Genomic DNA, 16,628 nt, shown 5'->3' with positions numbered 1-16,628 from the left:
CCTGTTCCAGAAGTTCAGGCTTCATGGGCTGGGGCTGCCAGGATTCCTGATAGTCGCCGCCCACCTGATGGTGGCCGATGGGTTCCAGGAAGGAAGTGCCTGCAACGTGACGAACGGTGAGGAGGGTGATTTCGTAATCGAAAGGAACGAAGCCCTCGATAATCACGCGGCTAGCCTTACCGGTGCGACCTTCGTTCTGAGAGATGTTCCAGGAATTTTCGATGTCAGCCTCGGTCTTGATGACGCTCTGGCCATGGCCGGAGGAACTCATCACGGGCTTGATGACGCAAGGAATGCCGATTTCCTTGACGGCGGCCTTGAAATCCTCGAAGTTGTCTGCAAACTTGTAGGGACTGGTCTTGATGCCCAGTTCTTCTGCAGCCAGGCGACGGATACCTTCGCGGTTCATGGTCAACTTGGTAGCCTTTGCAGTAGGAATGACGTTGTAGCCTTCGGATTCCATCTGGACCAAAGTATCGGTAGCAATAGCTTCCACTTCGGGAACGATGTAGTCGGGCTTTTCAAGTTCGATAACGCGGCGGAGTTCTGCACCGTCCAGCATGTTGATTACATGGGAACGGTGAGCCACCTGCATGCCAGGAGCATTGGCGTAACGGTCTACGGCTACAACTTCGACACCGAGACGCATCATTTCGATAATTACTTCCTTACCCAGTTCACCTGCACCGCAGAAGAGAACCTTGGTTGCACTTGAGCTAAGCGGGGTACCAATTTCAGCCATAATATACTCCTGTTTTGAGACACCCTAAAGATAGATAATAATGATGAATATATCCGAGGTTCTGTTAAAACCTGTAGTCCACAGGATTGAAATTAAACTTTACACCAGAACGAACCCATCCGTCGGCACCATCTTCCTTCTTCACATGGTCAAGATTCTCATAAATACGGAATCCACCACCCAGGTAGAAGCTAAACCAGCGATTGACCTTGTTCTGGTACAAAACATCCATAACGTACTGTGTTTCCACTACGCCAGACAACGAATTATCAGCCTTGATAGCTTCGTCATAATCAACAAAGAGTTCCTTGTCTCCCTGACGTAACCATGCCAACGACAAGTCCAAAGAATGGCCTCTCAGTTTCCACCCAAGGTCGAACCAGACATCCAAAGCATCAGGACCGCGGCGGTAACCAACAGGATAGTCCACAAAGTAGGCGTCAGCGTAATCAACATCCCCCTGCTCACGGTAATTGCTTCGGTACAAACGACGTCCGGTATACTTCAACAAGGGAAGTTTCGCATTATTGGACACGGGGTCGGTAAGTACAACATCAAGACGAGTTGTAAAAAGACCTATCTTGGAAGTCGGAATTTCCTGGTAGTACCCCACCAAATAATTTATAACAGAACGGCTAGTACCTTTGTCATCATCTTCACCGACAGGGCTATTGATATCTTCCATGTTCATTTGGCCATAGAACTTGGCTCCCTTAATGGGTTTCAATCCCAATTCCAGGGATGTGGCCGCAGAGGTATAACCTGTGGCATAGTTGTCATGCCAGTACATAAAGGGATTCAGAGACCTGAATTCCAGAGCCTTTCCGCCCTGCACACTGGTTTCCACGACATAGGCCCAGAAATGTTTCATTTCCAGACCAAAGCGATGGAACATCAGGTTCTTGACATTTTCGTGATATGTTCTTTCACGCTGGTTGGGCATCTGCTTACTGGGAACGGTACACTTCTGCGCATAGGCCTCGGTTCCTTCCGGAGGGCAGCCTGTTTCGCGATCAATAACATCCCCATGAAGCCAGGGATTTATGGAACTCAGCAAGAAATCATATCGGAAAATACCTGGAGTAAACTTCCAGAGGATACCATCGTGATACGGAATGCCTCCAACAAGAACATCGTTCTTGGAAACTTTCACATCCGCATCGAAGCGCCCCACCTGGACATAGCCAACCGGATTCTTCCACTTGGCATAGGCGTTTACAGGAACGTTAATGTCTAGTTCGCTAGGCTTGTAAGTCAAGTTCGTCTTGGACGCGCTATGGTACCAGGCTTCAATATCCTTGCGCAAAGGCAATTCCATAAGGAAATCAAAGTTCTTGTAACCCGCTCTGAAACTCAGCGTAAAAAACGGATCTATGCGTTCCTCGTAAATACGTGCAGTTTCAAGGGGAACCTGCAGGGCTCGCCAATTACTGCCACCGCCATAGCTTTCCAAAGTGTCCACTGCAAAATGGGAGGCAACGGGACCTCCGCTAAAGCCAAGGTTGAAATCGGTTCCCAACTGGACATAGCCACTAAACGAGCTATCCGGAGTCCACTGGGGTATTTCCGGAGGCGCTCCGGCACCCAAAGCTGCCGACGCAATCAGAAAAACGGAAGATACAACCTTGAAGAAATCCATAATTACAATGTAAAAAATTTAATCGTAAAAAAGCAAAGAACCGCCCAGGCAGGGAGTACCCAGGCGGTTCCTTGTGTTGTGTTGAACGCGTTTTCACGCGTTCGTGTGTGTGTGTGTATTTCTTAGAAGTTGTCCAGGTTAGCGTTCTGACGCAGGTATGCAGGCAGAGAATAGTCTACGCCGCTATCCTTCATGGACGGTTCCATAGTTTCAGTGCGGGAAGAACCGACAGAAGCATGAGTTGCCACGGTTTCTGCAGTTGCATACATGGTGTTACGCACGTAGGCAGGTTCACTTGCATAATTGGTTTCCAGCATGCCGCGGCCACCGATAATGCGGTCTTCTTCTGTAACGAGAGAGAATTCAGAAGTTTCAGAACCGCGAACGACGGTTTCTTCGGCCTGAGACATGGCATCAAAGCCAGTAGCGCCGAACATGGCAGAATTTACAGCACGCATAACGCCGGTGTCAGTCAGAGCCGGAATTTCGCTGAGAGTTTCGGGGGCGGGAGCCACCTTTTCGTCAACGAATGCCGGCTGCTGAGCGGGCATACGACGGGTAAAGACATCCTGATCCATCTGGGGTGCCGGAGCTGCAGGAGCCGGGGCTACTGCGGGAGCAACCTGGGCCTGGGCCAAGGCGGCGAAATTGATGGCGGTAGGACGAGGAGTTGCCTGCTGGACAGCGGGAGCCGCGGGAGCTTCTGCTACAGGTGCGGGAGCCACAGGTGCTGCCGGGGCAACAGAAACGGGCTGCTGATAGGTGTACTGCGGAATGGTCTGGAAACCAGTGGGAACATTATTGATGTTGAATGCCTGGGCAGGAGCCTGGGGAACAACATTGGCAGAGCCACCGCAACCGGTTGCGATAATAGTGATGCTGACGCGGTCACCCATTTCCGGAATGGTGATGTCGCCGATGATGATGTTGGGATCACCTTCTTCACCAACGCGTTCGTAAATGTGTTCCATAGCATCACTGTGTTCAATCAAAGAGTAGTTTTCGCCATGGGCAACGTTGATGAGCACGCCAGATGCACCGCGAACATCAATGTCTTCCAGAAGCGGAGATGCAAGAGCCAAGTCGGCAGCAGCAATACCACGCTTTTCACCCTGAGCGCAGCCAGTACCCATAAGAGCGCTACCACCCTTGAGCATGACCTTACGGATATCAGCAAAGTCAACATGGACCAGGCCGTGGTGGAACATAATGCCACAGATGCTCTGGACTGCATTGCCGAGAATTTCGTCAGCCATCTTGAAGGCTTCTTCCATAGTTGCAGAAGGATTAGAAGTCTGGAGCAGACCCAGGAGCTTCTTGTTTTCAACAACGATGATGGTGTCAACTGCAGCGCGGAGGTTCTTGATACCTTCCTGAGCAATCTTTGCACGAGCGTTGCCTTCGAAGCGGAAAGGCTTGGTCACAACAGCAACAGTCAAGATACCCAGTTCGCGAGCCACGTTTGCAACGATAGGTGCAGCACCGGTACCGGTACCACCGCCCATACCGGCAGTGACGAACACCATGTCGGCGCCCTTCATGGCTTCCTTGAGTTCCTCGATATTTTCTTCAACGGCCTTGCCGGCCTTTTCGGGTTCCATACCTGCACCGAGACCCTTGGTGGTCTTTTCGCCAATGACAATCTTGTGATCAGCGAGGCTCAAGTCAAGAGCCATTGCATCGGTATTGACGGCATAGTATTCTACGCCTTCAATATTCATCTGCTTCATACGGTTAACGGTATTGCCACCTGCACCACCAACGCCAAAGACCTTGACCTTGGCATTGCGAGAAGAGGTGTCTTCACCCATGATGCGAGAAGTTGCATCGAAATTGATTCTTGTAGATTCACTCATTTTATATCTCCCTGATTGAGTGTTGATGTTGTTAGAAATAAGTTCTGATAAATTCAACGAAACGCTGGAAACCCTTCTTCATAGAAACCTTAATCTGGGCACCAGTTTCGTTGCGTTTTCTTTCGCGGCTCTGCTTGTTTGCATAGTGCAGAAGGCCAATACCAGTTGCATAGGACGGATTCTGGAAAGCCTCCTGGATTCCGCTCATGCCCTTAGGATGTCCAATGCGAACCGGCTTGCCAAAGGCCTTGGATGCAACATTTTCAATGCCTTCCAAAGCACAGCAGCCACCAGTCAAAACAATGCCGCCATTAATAATTGTGTCAAGCTGATGCTTTTTAAGGTCATTAGACAACAGCATGAAAATTTCGTGTATACGTGCAGCGATCACGTTTGCAAGAAGCTTACGAGAGCAGGGAACATCACCACGGTCACCCACAGCAGGAACCGGGAATGTTTCATTTTCGTTCAAGGTACTAAGAACGCAGGTGCCAAACTTCTTCTTGATTTCTTCTGCCTTGCTCAAAGAGATAGGCACGTTCAGGCACTTACTGATATCGCTGGTGATTACATTACCAGCCAAATCAAGAGAGGCCGTGTAGCGCACAGAATCATTGACAAAGACTGCGATATCAGCAGAGCCAGCACCGATATCCACAAGAGCCACGCCAAGTTCGCGTTCATCGTCAGTCAAAACGGCACAGGCGGCTGCAAGAGGTTCCAGCACAAAGCCTGCCACGTTAAGACCAGCACGAGTTACGCACTTGATCAGGTTCTGCAATGCGTTCTGGCGAGAGGTCACCAGCTGGACTTCTACGCCAAGGCGGCGGCCAGAAAGTCCCTTCGGATTGCGAATGTGCTTGTCGTCGTCCAAGGTGTATTCACCCGGGAATACATGGATGATTTCGCCAGCAGAAGCTGGCAGCGTACTTGCCTGCTTCTTTACGTTTTCAATATCTTCTTCACGAACTTCGCCAGTAGGCAAAGTGATAAGGCCTTCGTAACGGAAAGACTGCACGTGCTTTCCGGCAATGCCAACGTAAACGTCGCGTACATCAACGCCTGCGGAACGTTCCAGCATCTGAGCGGCCTTCTGCAGTGTATCCACGACAAGGTCCTGCTCTTCTGCGTTAGCCAGCGGAAAATCCCCGCATTCAACAACGCGGACAGAATCGCCCTCGGAAATTCCAACAAAAAGGTTTACCTTCGAAGACCCGATATCAAGGCCGAAGATATAGTTTTCCTTCTTATTCATTTGTTTTGACTCATCCATTGACACACCTCTTGTCATAATGTCTTACGTACGCAAAACCGTGAAATCTCATATCCACTTCGCCTGCACAGATCAAGTCCTTTACGAAACCTGTACCCAGCGAGTTATACAGTCTAAAATCGTCCTTAGTCCAGCCGTTTGCGGAAAAGAGAACCTTGAAGCCTACATCCTTGTAGAACACTTCAATTGCCTTATCCTTTTCGCTCCAGCCAATCTGAGAAACCTTCTCGTACAGGTCCTTATCGTTGTCACGCATTTCGTTCAGGAATTCGGCAAGGACCTTAACCTTTTCCATAGATTCAACATCCATTACAGGCAAGCGCATTGCCGTAGCCATCGAGTGAGGCAGCGGCACGCCCTTTTCTGAATAGACCACAGCAGAACCTTCACTAAGCACAGAAAGAACCGGTGTGGATTCCTGCAACTTGATGAACAAGGAAGACGGGAACTTTTTCTCCACTTCAACAGAACGAATCAGCGGAAGAGCCATAAGGGCCGCCTTCACGGAATCCGGATCCAGTTCAGACATGAGCATGCCAGTTTCAACCTGAGCATTCTGCATCACATCATCCCAAGAAAGCATTCTGTTGCCTTCGATTTCAACACGCTGCAAGTGACGAAGCTTGAGAGGGCTGACCTGCTGCAGGTAGAATCGCTGCTGCCACAGAACAGCAATTGCAGCAACAACGACCACGCATGCAATCCAGCCACCACGTTTAAACCAGTGAAAAGCTCGGGAACACGCAGCCTTTATCTTCTGGTTGCGTTCCATTCTTTTCTTCTGCTCGTTATAGCCCATGCGGCGTCCAAGCAATGTGGTTTTACGTTCGTTCACTCAGTTACTCCAATCAGCTTCTACAATTGCGAAAGACCCTTAGAGACATTCCTCAAGAATTGTTTCGCCCAGTTTATAGATGCTGCCTGCACCCATCAGGACTACCACGTCACCAGGGCGAAGAGTCTTCTTGAGTTCAGGAATCAAATTATCTAGGCTTCCGATAAAGCGAGCATCACGATGGCCGCGATTCGTTGCACTATCAGAAACCAACTTGCCGGTCACACCTTCAATAGGCTTTTCACGGGCAGGGTAAATATCGGTTGCAAGCAGAACATCGCAGTTGGCAAAAGCACTACCAAAAGCTTCGTGCTGGTCGCGGGTACGAGTAAAAAGATGAGGCTGGAAAGCAACGATTACACGCTTGTCCGGGAATGCATCGCGGAAGCCAAGCAAGGTTGCAGTTGCTTCAGTCGGATGATGAGCATAGTCATCAAAGACCATCACGTCATTCTTTTCACCGATAAATTCAAAGCGGCGCTTAACACCTTCGAAAGCAGCTACAGCCTTGCGGGCGATATCGGCAGAAATGCCTTCTTCAATGGCAAGGGCCACTGCAGCGGTAGCGTTCAGCACGTTATGGCGGCCAGGAATCTGGAGCTTGAATTCACCCAGAGAAACACCGTCATTCAAAATTTCAAATACAGGGAAACCCTTTTCAAAGCGAAGGTTGTCCACGCGGTACTTAGCCTGGCGAGAGAATCCGTAAGTAATCACAGGCTTCTTCAAGCGAGCCAAAATCTGCTGCACGTTGGAATCGTCAAGGCAAAGGATAATCTGGCCGTAGAACGGAATCTTATTTGCAAACTGTACGAAAGCGTCCTTGATGTCTTCGATATTTTCGTAAGTATCCAAATGGTCTGCATCAATGTTGGTAATGATGGCAGAAGAAGGCATCATAGAAAGGAAGCTGCGGTCAAATTCGTCGGATTCAGCAATGAGGTAATTGCCCTTACCCACCTTGGCGCCACTTCCGTGACCCTTTACAACACCGCCAACGATGATTGTGGGATCCAATCCGGCTTCTTCCCAAATCTGGCCAACGATGGAAGTGGTAGTGGTCTTGCCGTGAGTACCGGCGATAGAGAGCGTATACTTCATACGCATCAGTTCGCCAAGCATTTCTGCACGCTTGATAACAGGAATACGACGGTTGCGAGCTTCAACCAGTTCCGGATTGTCATGGGGAACGGCGGAGGAATAGACAACCAGATCAGCGTCTTCTACATTCTTGGCATCGTGCTTGGGATCTACGCGAATACCCAGATTGCGCAAATAATCCACAACGGCACTTTCACTCATGTCGGAGCCACTGACGATAAAGCCATTGGCATGAAGAACTTCTGCAATGCCAGACATGCCTGCGCCACCAATGCCAACAAAATGGAGTCGACGGACACGCTTGCAATCATTAATCTGCATTATGCATTCTCCTTTACTTCTTCAGACTTCACAGAGCCGCATTCCTTTTCCATAATCACCTTGGCGATCTGATCTGCAGCATCGGGCATGCCAAGCTTCTTTGCAGCGACAGCCATATTTGCAAGGCGACCTTCGTCGGCCAGGAGAGATTCCACCTTTTCCCAAAGGTGATTGTCTTCGGCATCCAATTCAACAAGAGCTGCACCAGCCTTTTCCACAACACGAGCGTTGTGTTCCTGGTGGTTTGCAGTGGCATGGGGGAACGGCAAAAGAATGGAGGGTTTGCCAAAGGCAAGAATTTCAGCCAAGGCGGATGCACCTGCACGGCTAATAATCAAGTCGGCATGCTTCATGTAGGAATAGATACCATCAAGGAAGCCACGGACTGCCACATTGGGCATTTCACCCAGGCGGTCGTTGATTGCAGCAACGTTCTTGACCCCAACCTGCCAAACGACAGAGACATCGTCACGGGCGGTAATAGCCTTAATGCTATCTTCAATCTTATTGTTGATGCCAGCAGCACCCTGAGAGCCACCGACGATAAACACAGCCTTCTTGCCTTCGGCAAATTCAGCAGGACGGGCCAGGGAATCACCCGACGGAAGTTCACGAACCGGATTTCCGAAAACCTGAACCTTTTCTGCAGGGAAGAAAGAACCTGCTTCAGGAGAAGTCACAAAGACGGTCTTTGCATAGCGGGCACCAATCTTATTGGCAACGCCAGCAACCGCATTCTGTTCCTGCAGATAGACAGGCACGCCCATGGAGCCTGCAGCAAGAACAATGGGAAGAGAAACGTAACCACCGGTAGCTACAACTACATCGGGCTTAACCTTCTTGATAACGCTCTTGGCGCGAACAAGAGACTTTGTCAAATTGTAAGGCAGAGCCAAATTCTTAAGGAATGGTCCACGATGAAGAGGCACTGCGGAAATGTATTCGTAAGGCCAGTTCTTAGCCACAAGACGTTCTTCCATAGAATCCTTACGGCCGGCAAAAGTAATGTCGGTCACGCCCATCTTCTTGAGGCTATCAGCAATGGCTACCGCCGGAAAGATATGGCCACCGGTGCCGCCGCATACGAAAAGAAACTTCTTCATGCGTTTCTCCTTGAAAAATCAAAATTCCTAAACACGCTACTTTCTAGCGAACTACCACTGGTGTAAGGTTCCTTGACTTTCTTTCCAGAGGTAGGACGAGAAATGTTCAACAGGATCCCTACAGCAAGTGAGGTATAAATCAAATTCGTTCCGCCGTAGCTGAAGAACGGCAAAGGCTGACCCGTCATGGGGAACAATCCAACGCAAACGCATACATGAACCAAAAAGTTCAGGAACAGCGAAAGAGTCAAACCAAAAGCCAAGTACTTGCCAAAACGGGTTGCAGAATTCTGCGCAATCTTGAAGCCCTGAGCAAAAAGAACTGCAAAGAGAGCAAGAATCACAAACAAGCCGATAAAGCCGAACTCTTCACCAATTACTGCGTATACAACATCCTTATGTGCTTCAGGCAAGTAACCAAGCTTCTGAACACCCTGTCCAAAACCTGTGCCAAACCATCCGCCATTGCCAAGAGCCTGCAAAGCATGATCACCCTGCCAGTTCGAAGCCTGCATTTTTCCTTCTTCTGCAAAGAACGCAAGAATACGGTTTCTAGAGTGATGAGTACTCATCAAGATGCCAAAGGCCAAAGGTATGGCTCCCAGGGCAGTATAGCCCAGGTACTTATAATTCACGCCAGCAACAACCATAATGCTAACGACAATACCGGTTACCATAATCAGCATGGAATAGTTCGGCTGCAGCACCAGCAGTATGGCCGTAATTCCAAAGGGGATCCCCGGCTGGATCAATGTTCCTGCAAGAGACTTGATGTTATCTCCAGCCTCAGACAACTTTACGCTTACCCAAATAATCAAGCCAAGTTTCATGAATTCGGAAGGCTGCAAGCCGAAAATCCAACGGTTGGCACCTTTGACACCATGGCCATGGATCAAGGCGATAAAAGTCAAGATGGCAGCGCCTACAAAGAACAGGCGGCCCCAAACCTTTAGGTTGCCATAGTCAATAAAGCGGCCAATAAACAGCATCACAATCAGACCCGGAACAGCCTTCTTCAGATGTTCCAGCATATAGTATTCTGCAGGACGTCCGTGGGCAACAGCAAAGGGAGCGGATGCGGTATATACCACAGCCACGCCGAAGCAAATCAGCAACAAGACTACTATAAGCAGCAGCTTGTTCATTCCCTGATGTTGCACTTGCTCGTCCATCTTAGTCCTTCGATTCAAACCTTACAGATCTGTTAAACACTTACCTTTGTCAGCTTTAGCATGGCGTCAACCACCTGCTCCATATGCATACCGCGGCTACCCTTCACCAAGAGCAAGTCGCCTTCAGCAACCACTACGGTAAGGCTAGCGATAAGGCTTTCCACATTTTCGAAGTGGTAAGCCTTCTTCATGCCCTTGGCCTTTGCGCCCTTCACATACAGCTTGGACTTTTCACCAACGGTAAAAAGCATATCGAAATTCATTTCGGGAACCATGGCGCCGATTTCCTGATGGAACTTGTCGGCAAGGCTACCCAATTCCAGCATGTCGCCAAGAATGGCGATACGACGGTTTGCGCTAGCGCTACCCAGAGTCAGCAAAGCCATCTTGGTAGAAGAGGGATTTGCATTGTAGCAGTCAGAAGCGATCTTGAAACCGTTGGCCACCTTGATTTCCATACGCATATTGGTGGAATGGAAATTGGAGAGAGCCTTGGCGATATCGGTCTTGGAAACCTTATAAGCTTCGCCAATGGCGATTGCAGCCAGAGCGTTATAAACGTTGTGGATACCCGGAACCTTCAGGCTGAACTTGGTGCGACCAATGTAGAAGGTTGCGCAGTTATCTTCGTTCCAGCTCAGCTTTTCAGGCTTGTAAATACCACGCTTGATACCGAAGGTTACCACCTTATAGCTGGTATTGCTGCGAAGCTTGCAAAGACGTTCATCGTCGGCATTTACAATCAAAAGACCATTCTTCTTAAGGCCAGCCACGATGGTTCTCTTTTCGGCAAATACGCCATCGTAATCCTTCAACTTTTCCAGATGGCTAGCACCGATATTGGTAATCACGGCGATATCCGGTTCTGCAGCCAAAGAAAGGGGGCGGATTTCATCGGGGCCGCTAGTACCCATTTCGATAACGGCAGCTTCGTGAGAATGCTTCAGCTGGAACAAGGTCATAGGAACGCCGATATGGTTGTTGTAATTACCGGCTGTTGCATGAGTGTTATACTTCATGGAAAGTACTGCCTTGGTCATTTCCTTGGTCGTAGTCTTGCCATTACTGCCAGTAATGGCAACCTTCTTAACCTTAAAGTTACGCTGATAGCCCTTAGCCAGTTTGAGAAGTGCCTTGGTGGTATCTTCCACCGGTGCGTACATCTTAAAGGTTTCAATACCTACGGCATCCTGATTCACAACACTCATCAGAGCTCCATTCTTTTCCATTTGAGGTACAAACTGGTGGGCGTCAAAACGAGCACCCTTAAGAGGCCAAAAAACAACACCATTGGCAGGTTCCCTGGAATCCATGCAAAGATTCACCTTGCGGTTCTGGGTACGGCCATTAACGCCCACAGCCTGGGTTTCAAGAATTTCAAGCAGTTCCTTAATTTTCAAATCCAGCTTAAACATTTTCCATAGCCTTCACCACTTCCTCGTGGTCGTCAAAATGATGTTTGGTCTTACCGATAATCTGGTAGTCTTCGTGACCCTTGCCAGCGACAACCAGCCAGTCACCGTCCTTAAGTTCTGCACAAGCCTTGGCAATGGCTTCTTCACGCTTTTCAACCACCTCGAACTTGTCGGTACTCATACCGGCACGAACATCATTGATAATGTCAGTCGGATTTTCGGTACGAGGATTATCGGAAGTGAGCCAAGCCTTGTCGCTCATCTTTTCCGCAATGGCACCCATAATGGGGCGCTTGGTCTTATCGCGGTCACCGCCACAGCCGAATACGCAAGAGAGCTTGCCACGGCAGAGAGAGCGGGCAGTGGCAAGCACACGTTCCAGAGCATCGGGAGTATGAGCATAGTCAACAATCACATGCTTTCCATCCTTGTTCCAGACCTTTTCGAAACGGCCCGGAACACGGATCTCGGCGAGGGCCTTACGCATAGCTTCTTCAGATACGCCTACAGCCTTTGCCCAGGAAAGAACCAACAGGACATTGTCCACATTGAAATCACCGCAAAGAGGAGTTTCAAACTTGTCGCCGCTAATAGCCGGCAGAACAAACTTCAAGCCATCTTCGGTATTTTCCACAGCACCTTCAGGCTTCACGTCGGCCTTAGCGTTACCGAGACGGGAAACAGCCATCACATTCTTGCCCATGGCCTTCAGTTCATCACTGAGTGCAGCGCCGTGTTCATCGTCGATATTCACAACGGCAACGCCATCTGCAGCAAGGAACTTCGTGAACAGAAGCTTCTTTGCATCAAAATAGGCTTCCATGGTCCTGTGGTAGTCAAGATGATCCTGAGTCAGGTTGCTGAACAAGCCGCTTCTATAGCTGACGCCTGCCATGCGGGACTGATGAAGAGCATGAGAAGATGTTTCCATCACAAGGTCAGTGCAGCCCGCATCCACAGCCTTGGCAGCGAATGCGTACAAGTCCAAGAGACCCGGGGTAGTCAAGTTGGCGGGAACAGAAACATCGCCCACCTTATTCTTGATCGTGCCAAGCAGGGCAACCTTCTTGCCAGCAGCCGTCAGCATGGCATCCATCAGGAATGCGCTGGTGGTCTTGCCATTGGTGCCCGTAACTGCGTGGCAGGTAAGCTTAGCAAAAGGATCCTTATAGAAAATCCTAGCAGCATCGAGGCGAGCAGTCTTCACATCGGACACCTGAATCCACTTGGAAGTCAATCCCTCAGGAGCCACAGTCTCGCCAACAACGGCAACAGCACCCGCGGCAATTGCATTGCGGGCGAATTCCTCATAGTTTTCAGCAGGCAGCGAGAAGAACAAGTCGTGAGCCTTCACACGACGGGAATCGTCACACAAACCACGAACATCCAGGTTCTTCATCAAAGTTTCAGACAGCATTAGCCCCTCTCCTTCAACGTTAGTTTGCAAACTTGCCCTTTACGCAATTCTTCTTCGGCCTTCGGGGATTGGGCAACAACACGACCCTTGCCTGTATATTCAACATTCATGCGAATGCTTCCTGCAATTTCCAGAGCATCCTTCAAGGAAAGGCCCTTCAGGTTGGGCATTTTGCCCGCATCCACATTTCCAAGGACCAGGGTGATGCCTACGGAATCACTCATATCGCGGCGTTCAGAAATCACACGATTTCCTTCACCCTCAAACTGGACCTTGCAATTCTTTGCTTCAGCCATGGTCTTTGCATCCTTAGCCATCATGCCAACAAAATCGTTCTTGCAATTAGACTTTGCATCAACAAGAGAGAGTGCATGGGATGCAGGAGACAATTCCGGATGATAGTAGACGCCTTCCATAATGCGACGGAAAATCGGACCAGCGGTATTACCGCCATGATGCTGAGCTGTCTGAGGATCGTCCACCAAGACCATGCAAACGTAGCGAGCGTCTTCAACAGGAGCAAGGCCAATAAAGGAAGCCACCTGATGATCACGGTCATACTTGCGAGTTTCCTGATTGTACTTTTCTGCGGTACCAGTCTTGCCACCGAAAATCACATCCGGAATCTTCTTGCTCATAACCTTCTTTGCGGTACCGTTGTTCACCACACGATGAAGCATTTGACGGATGCTGGCTGCAGTCTGTTCAGAAATCACGCGGCGAACTTCAACCGGTTCCTTCTTTTCTACAAGATGACCTTCGGAATCACGCCATTCCTTTACAAGCATGGGTTCCATCAGCTTACCGCCGTTTGCCACAGCAGAGTATGCCATCACCAGCTGGATAGGAGTAACCATCATGGCGTGGCCAAAGCCCATCGTCTTCAAGGTTCGATCATCGGCCTTAAGTTCATAGGGGCGCAGCAGCTTACCGGATTCTTCGCCATAGAAGCTTTCCGAGGTCTTCATGCCCAGACCAAAGTTACGAGCCATTCGATAAAGCTTATCGGCGCCCACCTTATCGGCAATCTTACCGAAAACAATATTAGAGGACTGAACCATGGCTTCAGCCATATCCATATCCCCGTAGATATGGGTGTCGCAAATCTTTTCGGAACGGGGATTCCAGCTCCAGCACTTGCCCTCATTTGCAAAGATTGTATCCGGAGAAACAACACCATTTTCCAGTGCTGCAGCAGCGGTGATAACCTTGAATGTGGAACCCGGTTCGTAGGCCATGGCCACAATGTCATTCTTGGCCATACGACCAACACCCTGATTCTTGGAGTTAGGGTCAAAAGTCGGATAGCTGGCCATGGCAAGAATTTCACCGGTATAAGGATCAACTACAACGGCGCTTGCATTCTTAGCCTCAAATTCGATTACGCCATCCTTCAGGGCCTTTTCAACAATTTCCTGCATGTTCTTGTCAATTGTCAAGACAAGATTCTTACCCGGTTCAGCTTCAGCCACGTTCTCGGAACGGCCATAGATTTCATTCTTCTTGGCGTCTTGAATGCTGACACGGAAACCTTCGTTGCCACGGAGGCGCAGGTCAAAAACCTTTTCCAGGCCCATGCTACCGGTTCCGTTATAGCCAACCTTGCCAACAATCTGAGATGCAAGCTTACCCTGCAAGAAGATTCTGCTGAAGTCTTCAGGATTGATGGTATCGCGCAGGTTGTCAGCAAGAACAACACCGTTACGGTCCATAATCTGGCCGCGTTCAGCAAAGATGTTCTTGGTACGGGTCACCATGCTCTTGGTCTGATTCTGGTAAACCTCACGATTCAGCACCTGGATGTTAAAAGTCTGCCAAGCAAGAACCCCGACAACACCAAGAACCAAAGTCTTCGCGATAGAGAGTGCATCAACATTGATATTCATCGAGCACCTCCTACAACACGCACCTTGGTCGGCACATCATTGAGGCCCAAGCCAGTTTCTTCCCCGTACTCAGACAAAGCTTCAAGGGAAGACAGCTTATTCATTTCCAATTCCTGCACAAGAATCTGACGCTGCAAGCGACCAATTTCTTCGGAAAGTTCATGGGACTTGATATACAAGCGAGAAATTCGATTCTGCATGTAGAGAGGCAGAATCAGCAGAAGTCCTGCCACCACCACAACAACAAGGAAACCCCGCACAATGGTGCGGTTAGAGTAAATCACGGGATTTGTATTTTCGCTACTCATACCCTTTCGTATACCCTAAGTTTCGCAGAGCGAGCCCTGCTGTTGACTGCAATTTCTTTTTCTGTCGGAAGAATCGGCTTGCGATTCACCTTCTTAAGACGCTGGTGATTGCCACCACAAACGCACACAGGCATATGTTCAGGGCAAATGCAGGCCTTTTCAAATTCTGCGCAGGTATCCTTGACGCAACGGTCTTCCACAGAGTGATAGCTCATCACAACCAGGCGACCGCCAACCTTAAGGCAATCCACTGCGGCACGGAGGCTGTTTTCAATCTGGCGAAGTTCGCCGTTTACTTCCATACGGACAGCCTGGAATACGCGGGCAAGCAAGCTGTTTGCATCACGACGCTTGTCCGGGAACACCGCTTCTACAACAGCCTTGATATCGCTGGGCAGAATGTCGCGGCCAGCACGGCCTGTTTCTGCGGCGACTTCAATAATACGGGTTGCAAGCTTGAATGCGCGATCCATATCGGCATTCTTGCGAAGAGCTTCTGCCAAGTCGTCTGCACTTACACTGCGGAGCCATTCCTGGGCGCTAACTTCTTCGCGACGATCCATGCGAAGATCCAGAGGATTGTTACCAACAAAGGTAAAGCCGCGGCTGGAATCATCAACCTGATGACTGCTAATGCCCAGATCATAAAGAACACCGTCCAAGGTGTCTGCCGGAATTTCGTTACCCAGTTCGCCAAAGGGAACCGGATGAACAATGAACTTGGGAGCAACACCAGCCAGGCGCTTGGTTGCAAACTTTACGGCATCATCGTCACGGTCGAAAGCGTGGAGAGTGCCTGCATTAGAAAGACGAGTGGCAATAGCGTAAGAGTGACCGCCACCGCCCAGAGTGCAATCTGCAAACGTACCATCGGTAAGTACCTCACTACCTTTAAGCTTAAGGCCTTCGAGACATTCCTTAAGCATTACAGGATCATGATAGAACACGCCACCTTCAACACCTGCGACGGCAGCTTCAGAAAATTCTTTTGTATGTAAGGATTTTACTTGAGGATCATTTTTGGACATTCAATCCCCCCGCAAAACCAGCATTAAAACAGAGCTTGTTGAACTGAGCCTTGGCTTCTTCTGTCTGAGAAGCAAGCTTGGCTTCGTACTTGTCTGTATTCCACAATTCCAAAGACTTGCCGCGGTATTCTACGAACGTAATGCTGTTCGTAAGCTCGGCATACTGGATTTTATCCTTAGGGAGTAAAATGCGATTCTGACCATCCAGTTCCACTAAAGAGGAACGGAGGCTCAGTCGGAATTGTTCTGCTAGTTCGCGGTCGGACCACTGATCCAACTCGTTCATGAACTTCTCGTATTCTGACGTTACAAACAGACGGAGTCTTCCGTCAGCCCAGATCGTCAGCACGAATTCCGTACCGTCTTCTGCGGTCAATTGACGACGGAACTCCCGAGGGAAGGCGCACCTACCCTTTCCGTCGATAGCCGACTTGGCTTGACCTATAAAACGGTTACGTTCGTTCATTACACACTATTCCATTTACACTTTACACAACACATGGAATTATATACACACGTACCAAATATACCC

The 16,628-nt window shown here is 49.4% G+C and carries 14 protein-coding genes; all 14 read right to left on the bottom strand.

The window, feature by feature from the left end:
• Nucleotides 1-742, bottom strand: a 742-nt coding sequence (gene purT, locus MJZ26_06000) for a formate-dependent phosphoribosylglycinamide formyltransferase (GenBank protein ID MCQ2105327.1), incomplete at its 3' end; no start/stop codon positions are given.
• Between the two features lie 64 nt (nt 743-806).
• The gene (locus MJZ26_05995) at nt 807-2,381 is read right to left on the bottom strand and encodes a hypothetical protein (GenBank protein ID MCQ2105326.1); all 1,575 of its coding nucleotides are present in this window, start codon (nt 2,379-2,381) and stop codon (nt 807-809) included.
• 122 nt (nt 2,382-2,503) lie between these two features.
• Nucleotides 2,504-4,237: a cell division protein FtsZ gene (ftsZ, locus tag MJZ26_05990; protein MCQ2105325.1), complete on the bottom strand. Its 1,734-nt coding sequence runs from the start codon at nt 4,235-4,237 to the stop codon at nt 2,504-2,506.
• Nucleotides 4,238-4,268: 31 nt separating this feature from the next.
• Nucleotides 4,269-5,492 carry a cell division protein FtsA gene (gene ftsA, locus MJZ26_05985; protein ID MCQ2105324.1) on the bottom strand — a complete coding sequence of 408 codons (1,224 nt, stop codon included), beginning with the start codon at nt 5,490-5,492 and terminating at the stop codon, nt 4,269-4,271.
• Nucleotides 5,493-5,502: 10 nt separating this feature from the next.
• On the bottom strand, nt 5,503-6,345 hold the full coding sequence (locus MJZ26_05980; protein ID MCQ2105323.1) for an FtsQ-type POTRA domain-containing protein: 843 nt from the start codon (nt 6,343-6,345) through the stop codon (nt 5,503-5,505).
• A 39-nt stretch (nt 6,346-6,384) separates the two neighbouring features.
• Nucleotides 6,385-7,767 (bottom strand): UDP-N-acetylmuramate--L-alanine ligase, encoded by a 1,383-nt coding sequence (gene murC, locus MJZ26_05975; GenBank protein MCQ2105322.1) that lies wholly within the window; start codon nt 7,765-7,767, stop codon nt 6,385-6,387.
• On the bottom strand, nt 7,767-8,870 hold the full coding sequence (gene murG, locus MJZ26_05970; protein MCQ2105321.1) for an undecaprenyldiphospho-muramoylpentapeptide beta-N-acetylglucosaminyltransferase: 1,104 nt from the start codon (nt 8,868-8,870) through the stop codon (nt 7,767-7,769). The genes murC and murG overlap by 1 nt, the downstream gene beginning before the upstream one ends.
• Nucleotides 8,867-10,015, bottom strand: a complete 1,149-nt coding sequence (locus tag MJZ26_05965; GenBank protein MCQ2105320.1) for a putative lipid II flippase FtsW — start codon at nt 10,013-10,015, stop codon at nt 8,867-8,869. Before MJZ26_05965 ends, murG begins: the two co-directional genes overlap by 4 nt.
• Before the next feature lie 59 nt (nt 10,016-10,074).
• Entirely contained in the window at nt 10,075-11,457 is a 1,383-nt protein-coding gene (locus tag MJZ26_05960; GenBank protein ID MCQ2105319.1) for a UDP-N-acetylmuramoyl-tripeptide--D-alanyl-D-alanine ligase, read from the bottom strand.
• Entirely contained in the window at nt 11,450-12,874 is a 1,425-nt protein-coding gene (locus tag MJZ26_05955; GenBank protein MCQ2105318.1) for a UDP-N-acetylmuramoyl-L-alanyl-D-glutamate--2,6-diaminopimelate ligase, read from the bottom strand. The genes MJZ26_05960 and MJZ26_05955 overlap by 8 nt, the downstream gene beginning before the upstream one ends.
• A complete protein-coding gene (locus MJZ26_05950; GenBank protein ID MCQ2105317.1) occupies nt 12,874-14,760 on the bottom strand; it encodes a PASTA domain-containing protein in 1,887 nt (628 codons plus the stop codon). Before MJZ26_05950 ends, MJZ26_05955 begins: the two co-directional genes overlap by 1 nt.
• Nucleotides 14,757-15,068, bottom strand: coding sequence for a hypothetical protein (locus MJZ26_05945; GenBank protein MCQ2105316.1), 312 nt, complete (start codon nt 15,066-15,068; stop codon nt 14,757-14,759). Before MJZ26_05945 ends, MJZ26_05950 begins: the two co-directional genes overlap by 4 nt.
• On the bottom strand, nt 15,065-16,096 hold the full coding sequence (gene rsmH / locus MJZ26_05940; protein ID MCQ2105315.1) for a 16S rRNA (cytosine(1402)-N(4))-methyltransferase RsmH: 1,032 nt from the start codon (nt 16,094-16,096) through the stop codon (nt 15,065-15,067). The genes MJZ26_05945 and rsmH overlap by 4 nt, the downstream gene beginning before the upstream one ends.
• Nucleotides 16,083-16,562 (bottom strand): MraZ family transcriptional regulator, encoded by a 480-nt coding sequence (locus MJZ26_05935; protein ID MCQ2105314.1) that lies wholly within the window; start codon nt 16,560-16,562, stop codon nt 16,083-16,085. Before MJZ26_05935 ends, rsmH begins: the two co-directional genes overlap by 14 nt.
• Nucleotides 16,563-16,628 lie beyond the last annotated feature (66 nt).

The organism is Fibrobacter sp. (genome assembly GCA_024398965.1).
GTDB lineage: Bacteria > Fibrobacterota > Fibrobacteria > Fibrobacterales > Fibrobacteraceae > Fibrobacter.
The sequence above is the reverse complement of the archived record's forward strand: the minus strand, read 5'-3'. Positions and strand labels throughout refer to the sequence as shown.

Coding starts and splice junctions, on each gene's coding strand:
- murC (MCQ2105322.1), bottom strand. CDS start 7,767: ATGCAGATTAATGATTGCAAGCGTGTCCGTCGACTCCATTTTGTTGGC.
- ftsZ (MCQ2105325.1), bottom strand. CDS start 4,237: ATGAGTGAATCTACAAGAATCAATTTCGATGCAACTTCTCGCATCATG.
- MJZ26_05995 (MCQ2105326.1), bottom strand. CDS start 2,381: ATGGATTTCTTCAAGGTTGTATCTTCCGTTTTTCTGATTGCGTCGGCA.
- MJZ26_05960 (MCQ2105319.1), bottom strand. CDS start 11,457: ATGTTTAAGCTGGATTTGAAAATTAAGGAACTGCTTGAAATTCTTGAA.
- MJZ26_05955 (MCQ2105318.1), bottom strand. CDS start 12,874: ATGCTGTCTGAAACTTTGATGAAGAACCTGGATGTTCGTGGTTTGTGT.
- murG (MCQ2105321.1), bottom strand. CDS start 8,870: ATGAAGAAGTTTCTTTTCGTATGCGGCGGCACCGGTGGCCATATCTTT.
- ftsA (MCQ2105324.1), bottom strand. CDS start 5,492: ATGAATAAGAAGGAAAACTATATCTTCGGCCTTGATATCGGGTCTTCG.
- rsmH (MCQ2105315.1), bottom strand. CDS start 16,096: ATGTCCAAAAATGATCCTCAAGTAAAATCCTTACATACAAAAGAATTT.
- MJZ26_05945 (MCQ2105316.1), bottom strand. CDS start 15,068: ATGAGTAGCGAAAATACAAATCCCGTGATTTACTCTAACCGCACCATT.
- MJZ26_05965 (MCQ2105320.1), bottom strand. CDS start 10,015: ATGAACAAGCTGCTGCTTATAGTAGTCTTGTTGCTGATTTGCTTCGGC.
- MJZ26_05935 (MCQ2105314.1), bottom strand. CDS start 16,562: ATGAACGAACGTAACCGTTTTATAGGTCAAGCCAAGTCGGCTATCGAC.
- MJZ26_05950 (MCQ2105317.1), bottom strand. CDS start 14,760: ATGAATATCAATGTTGATGCACTCTCTATCGCGAAGACTTTGGTTCTT.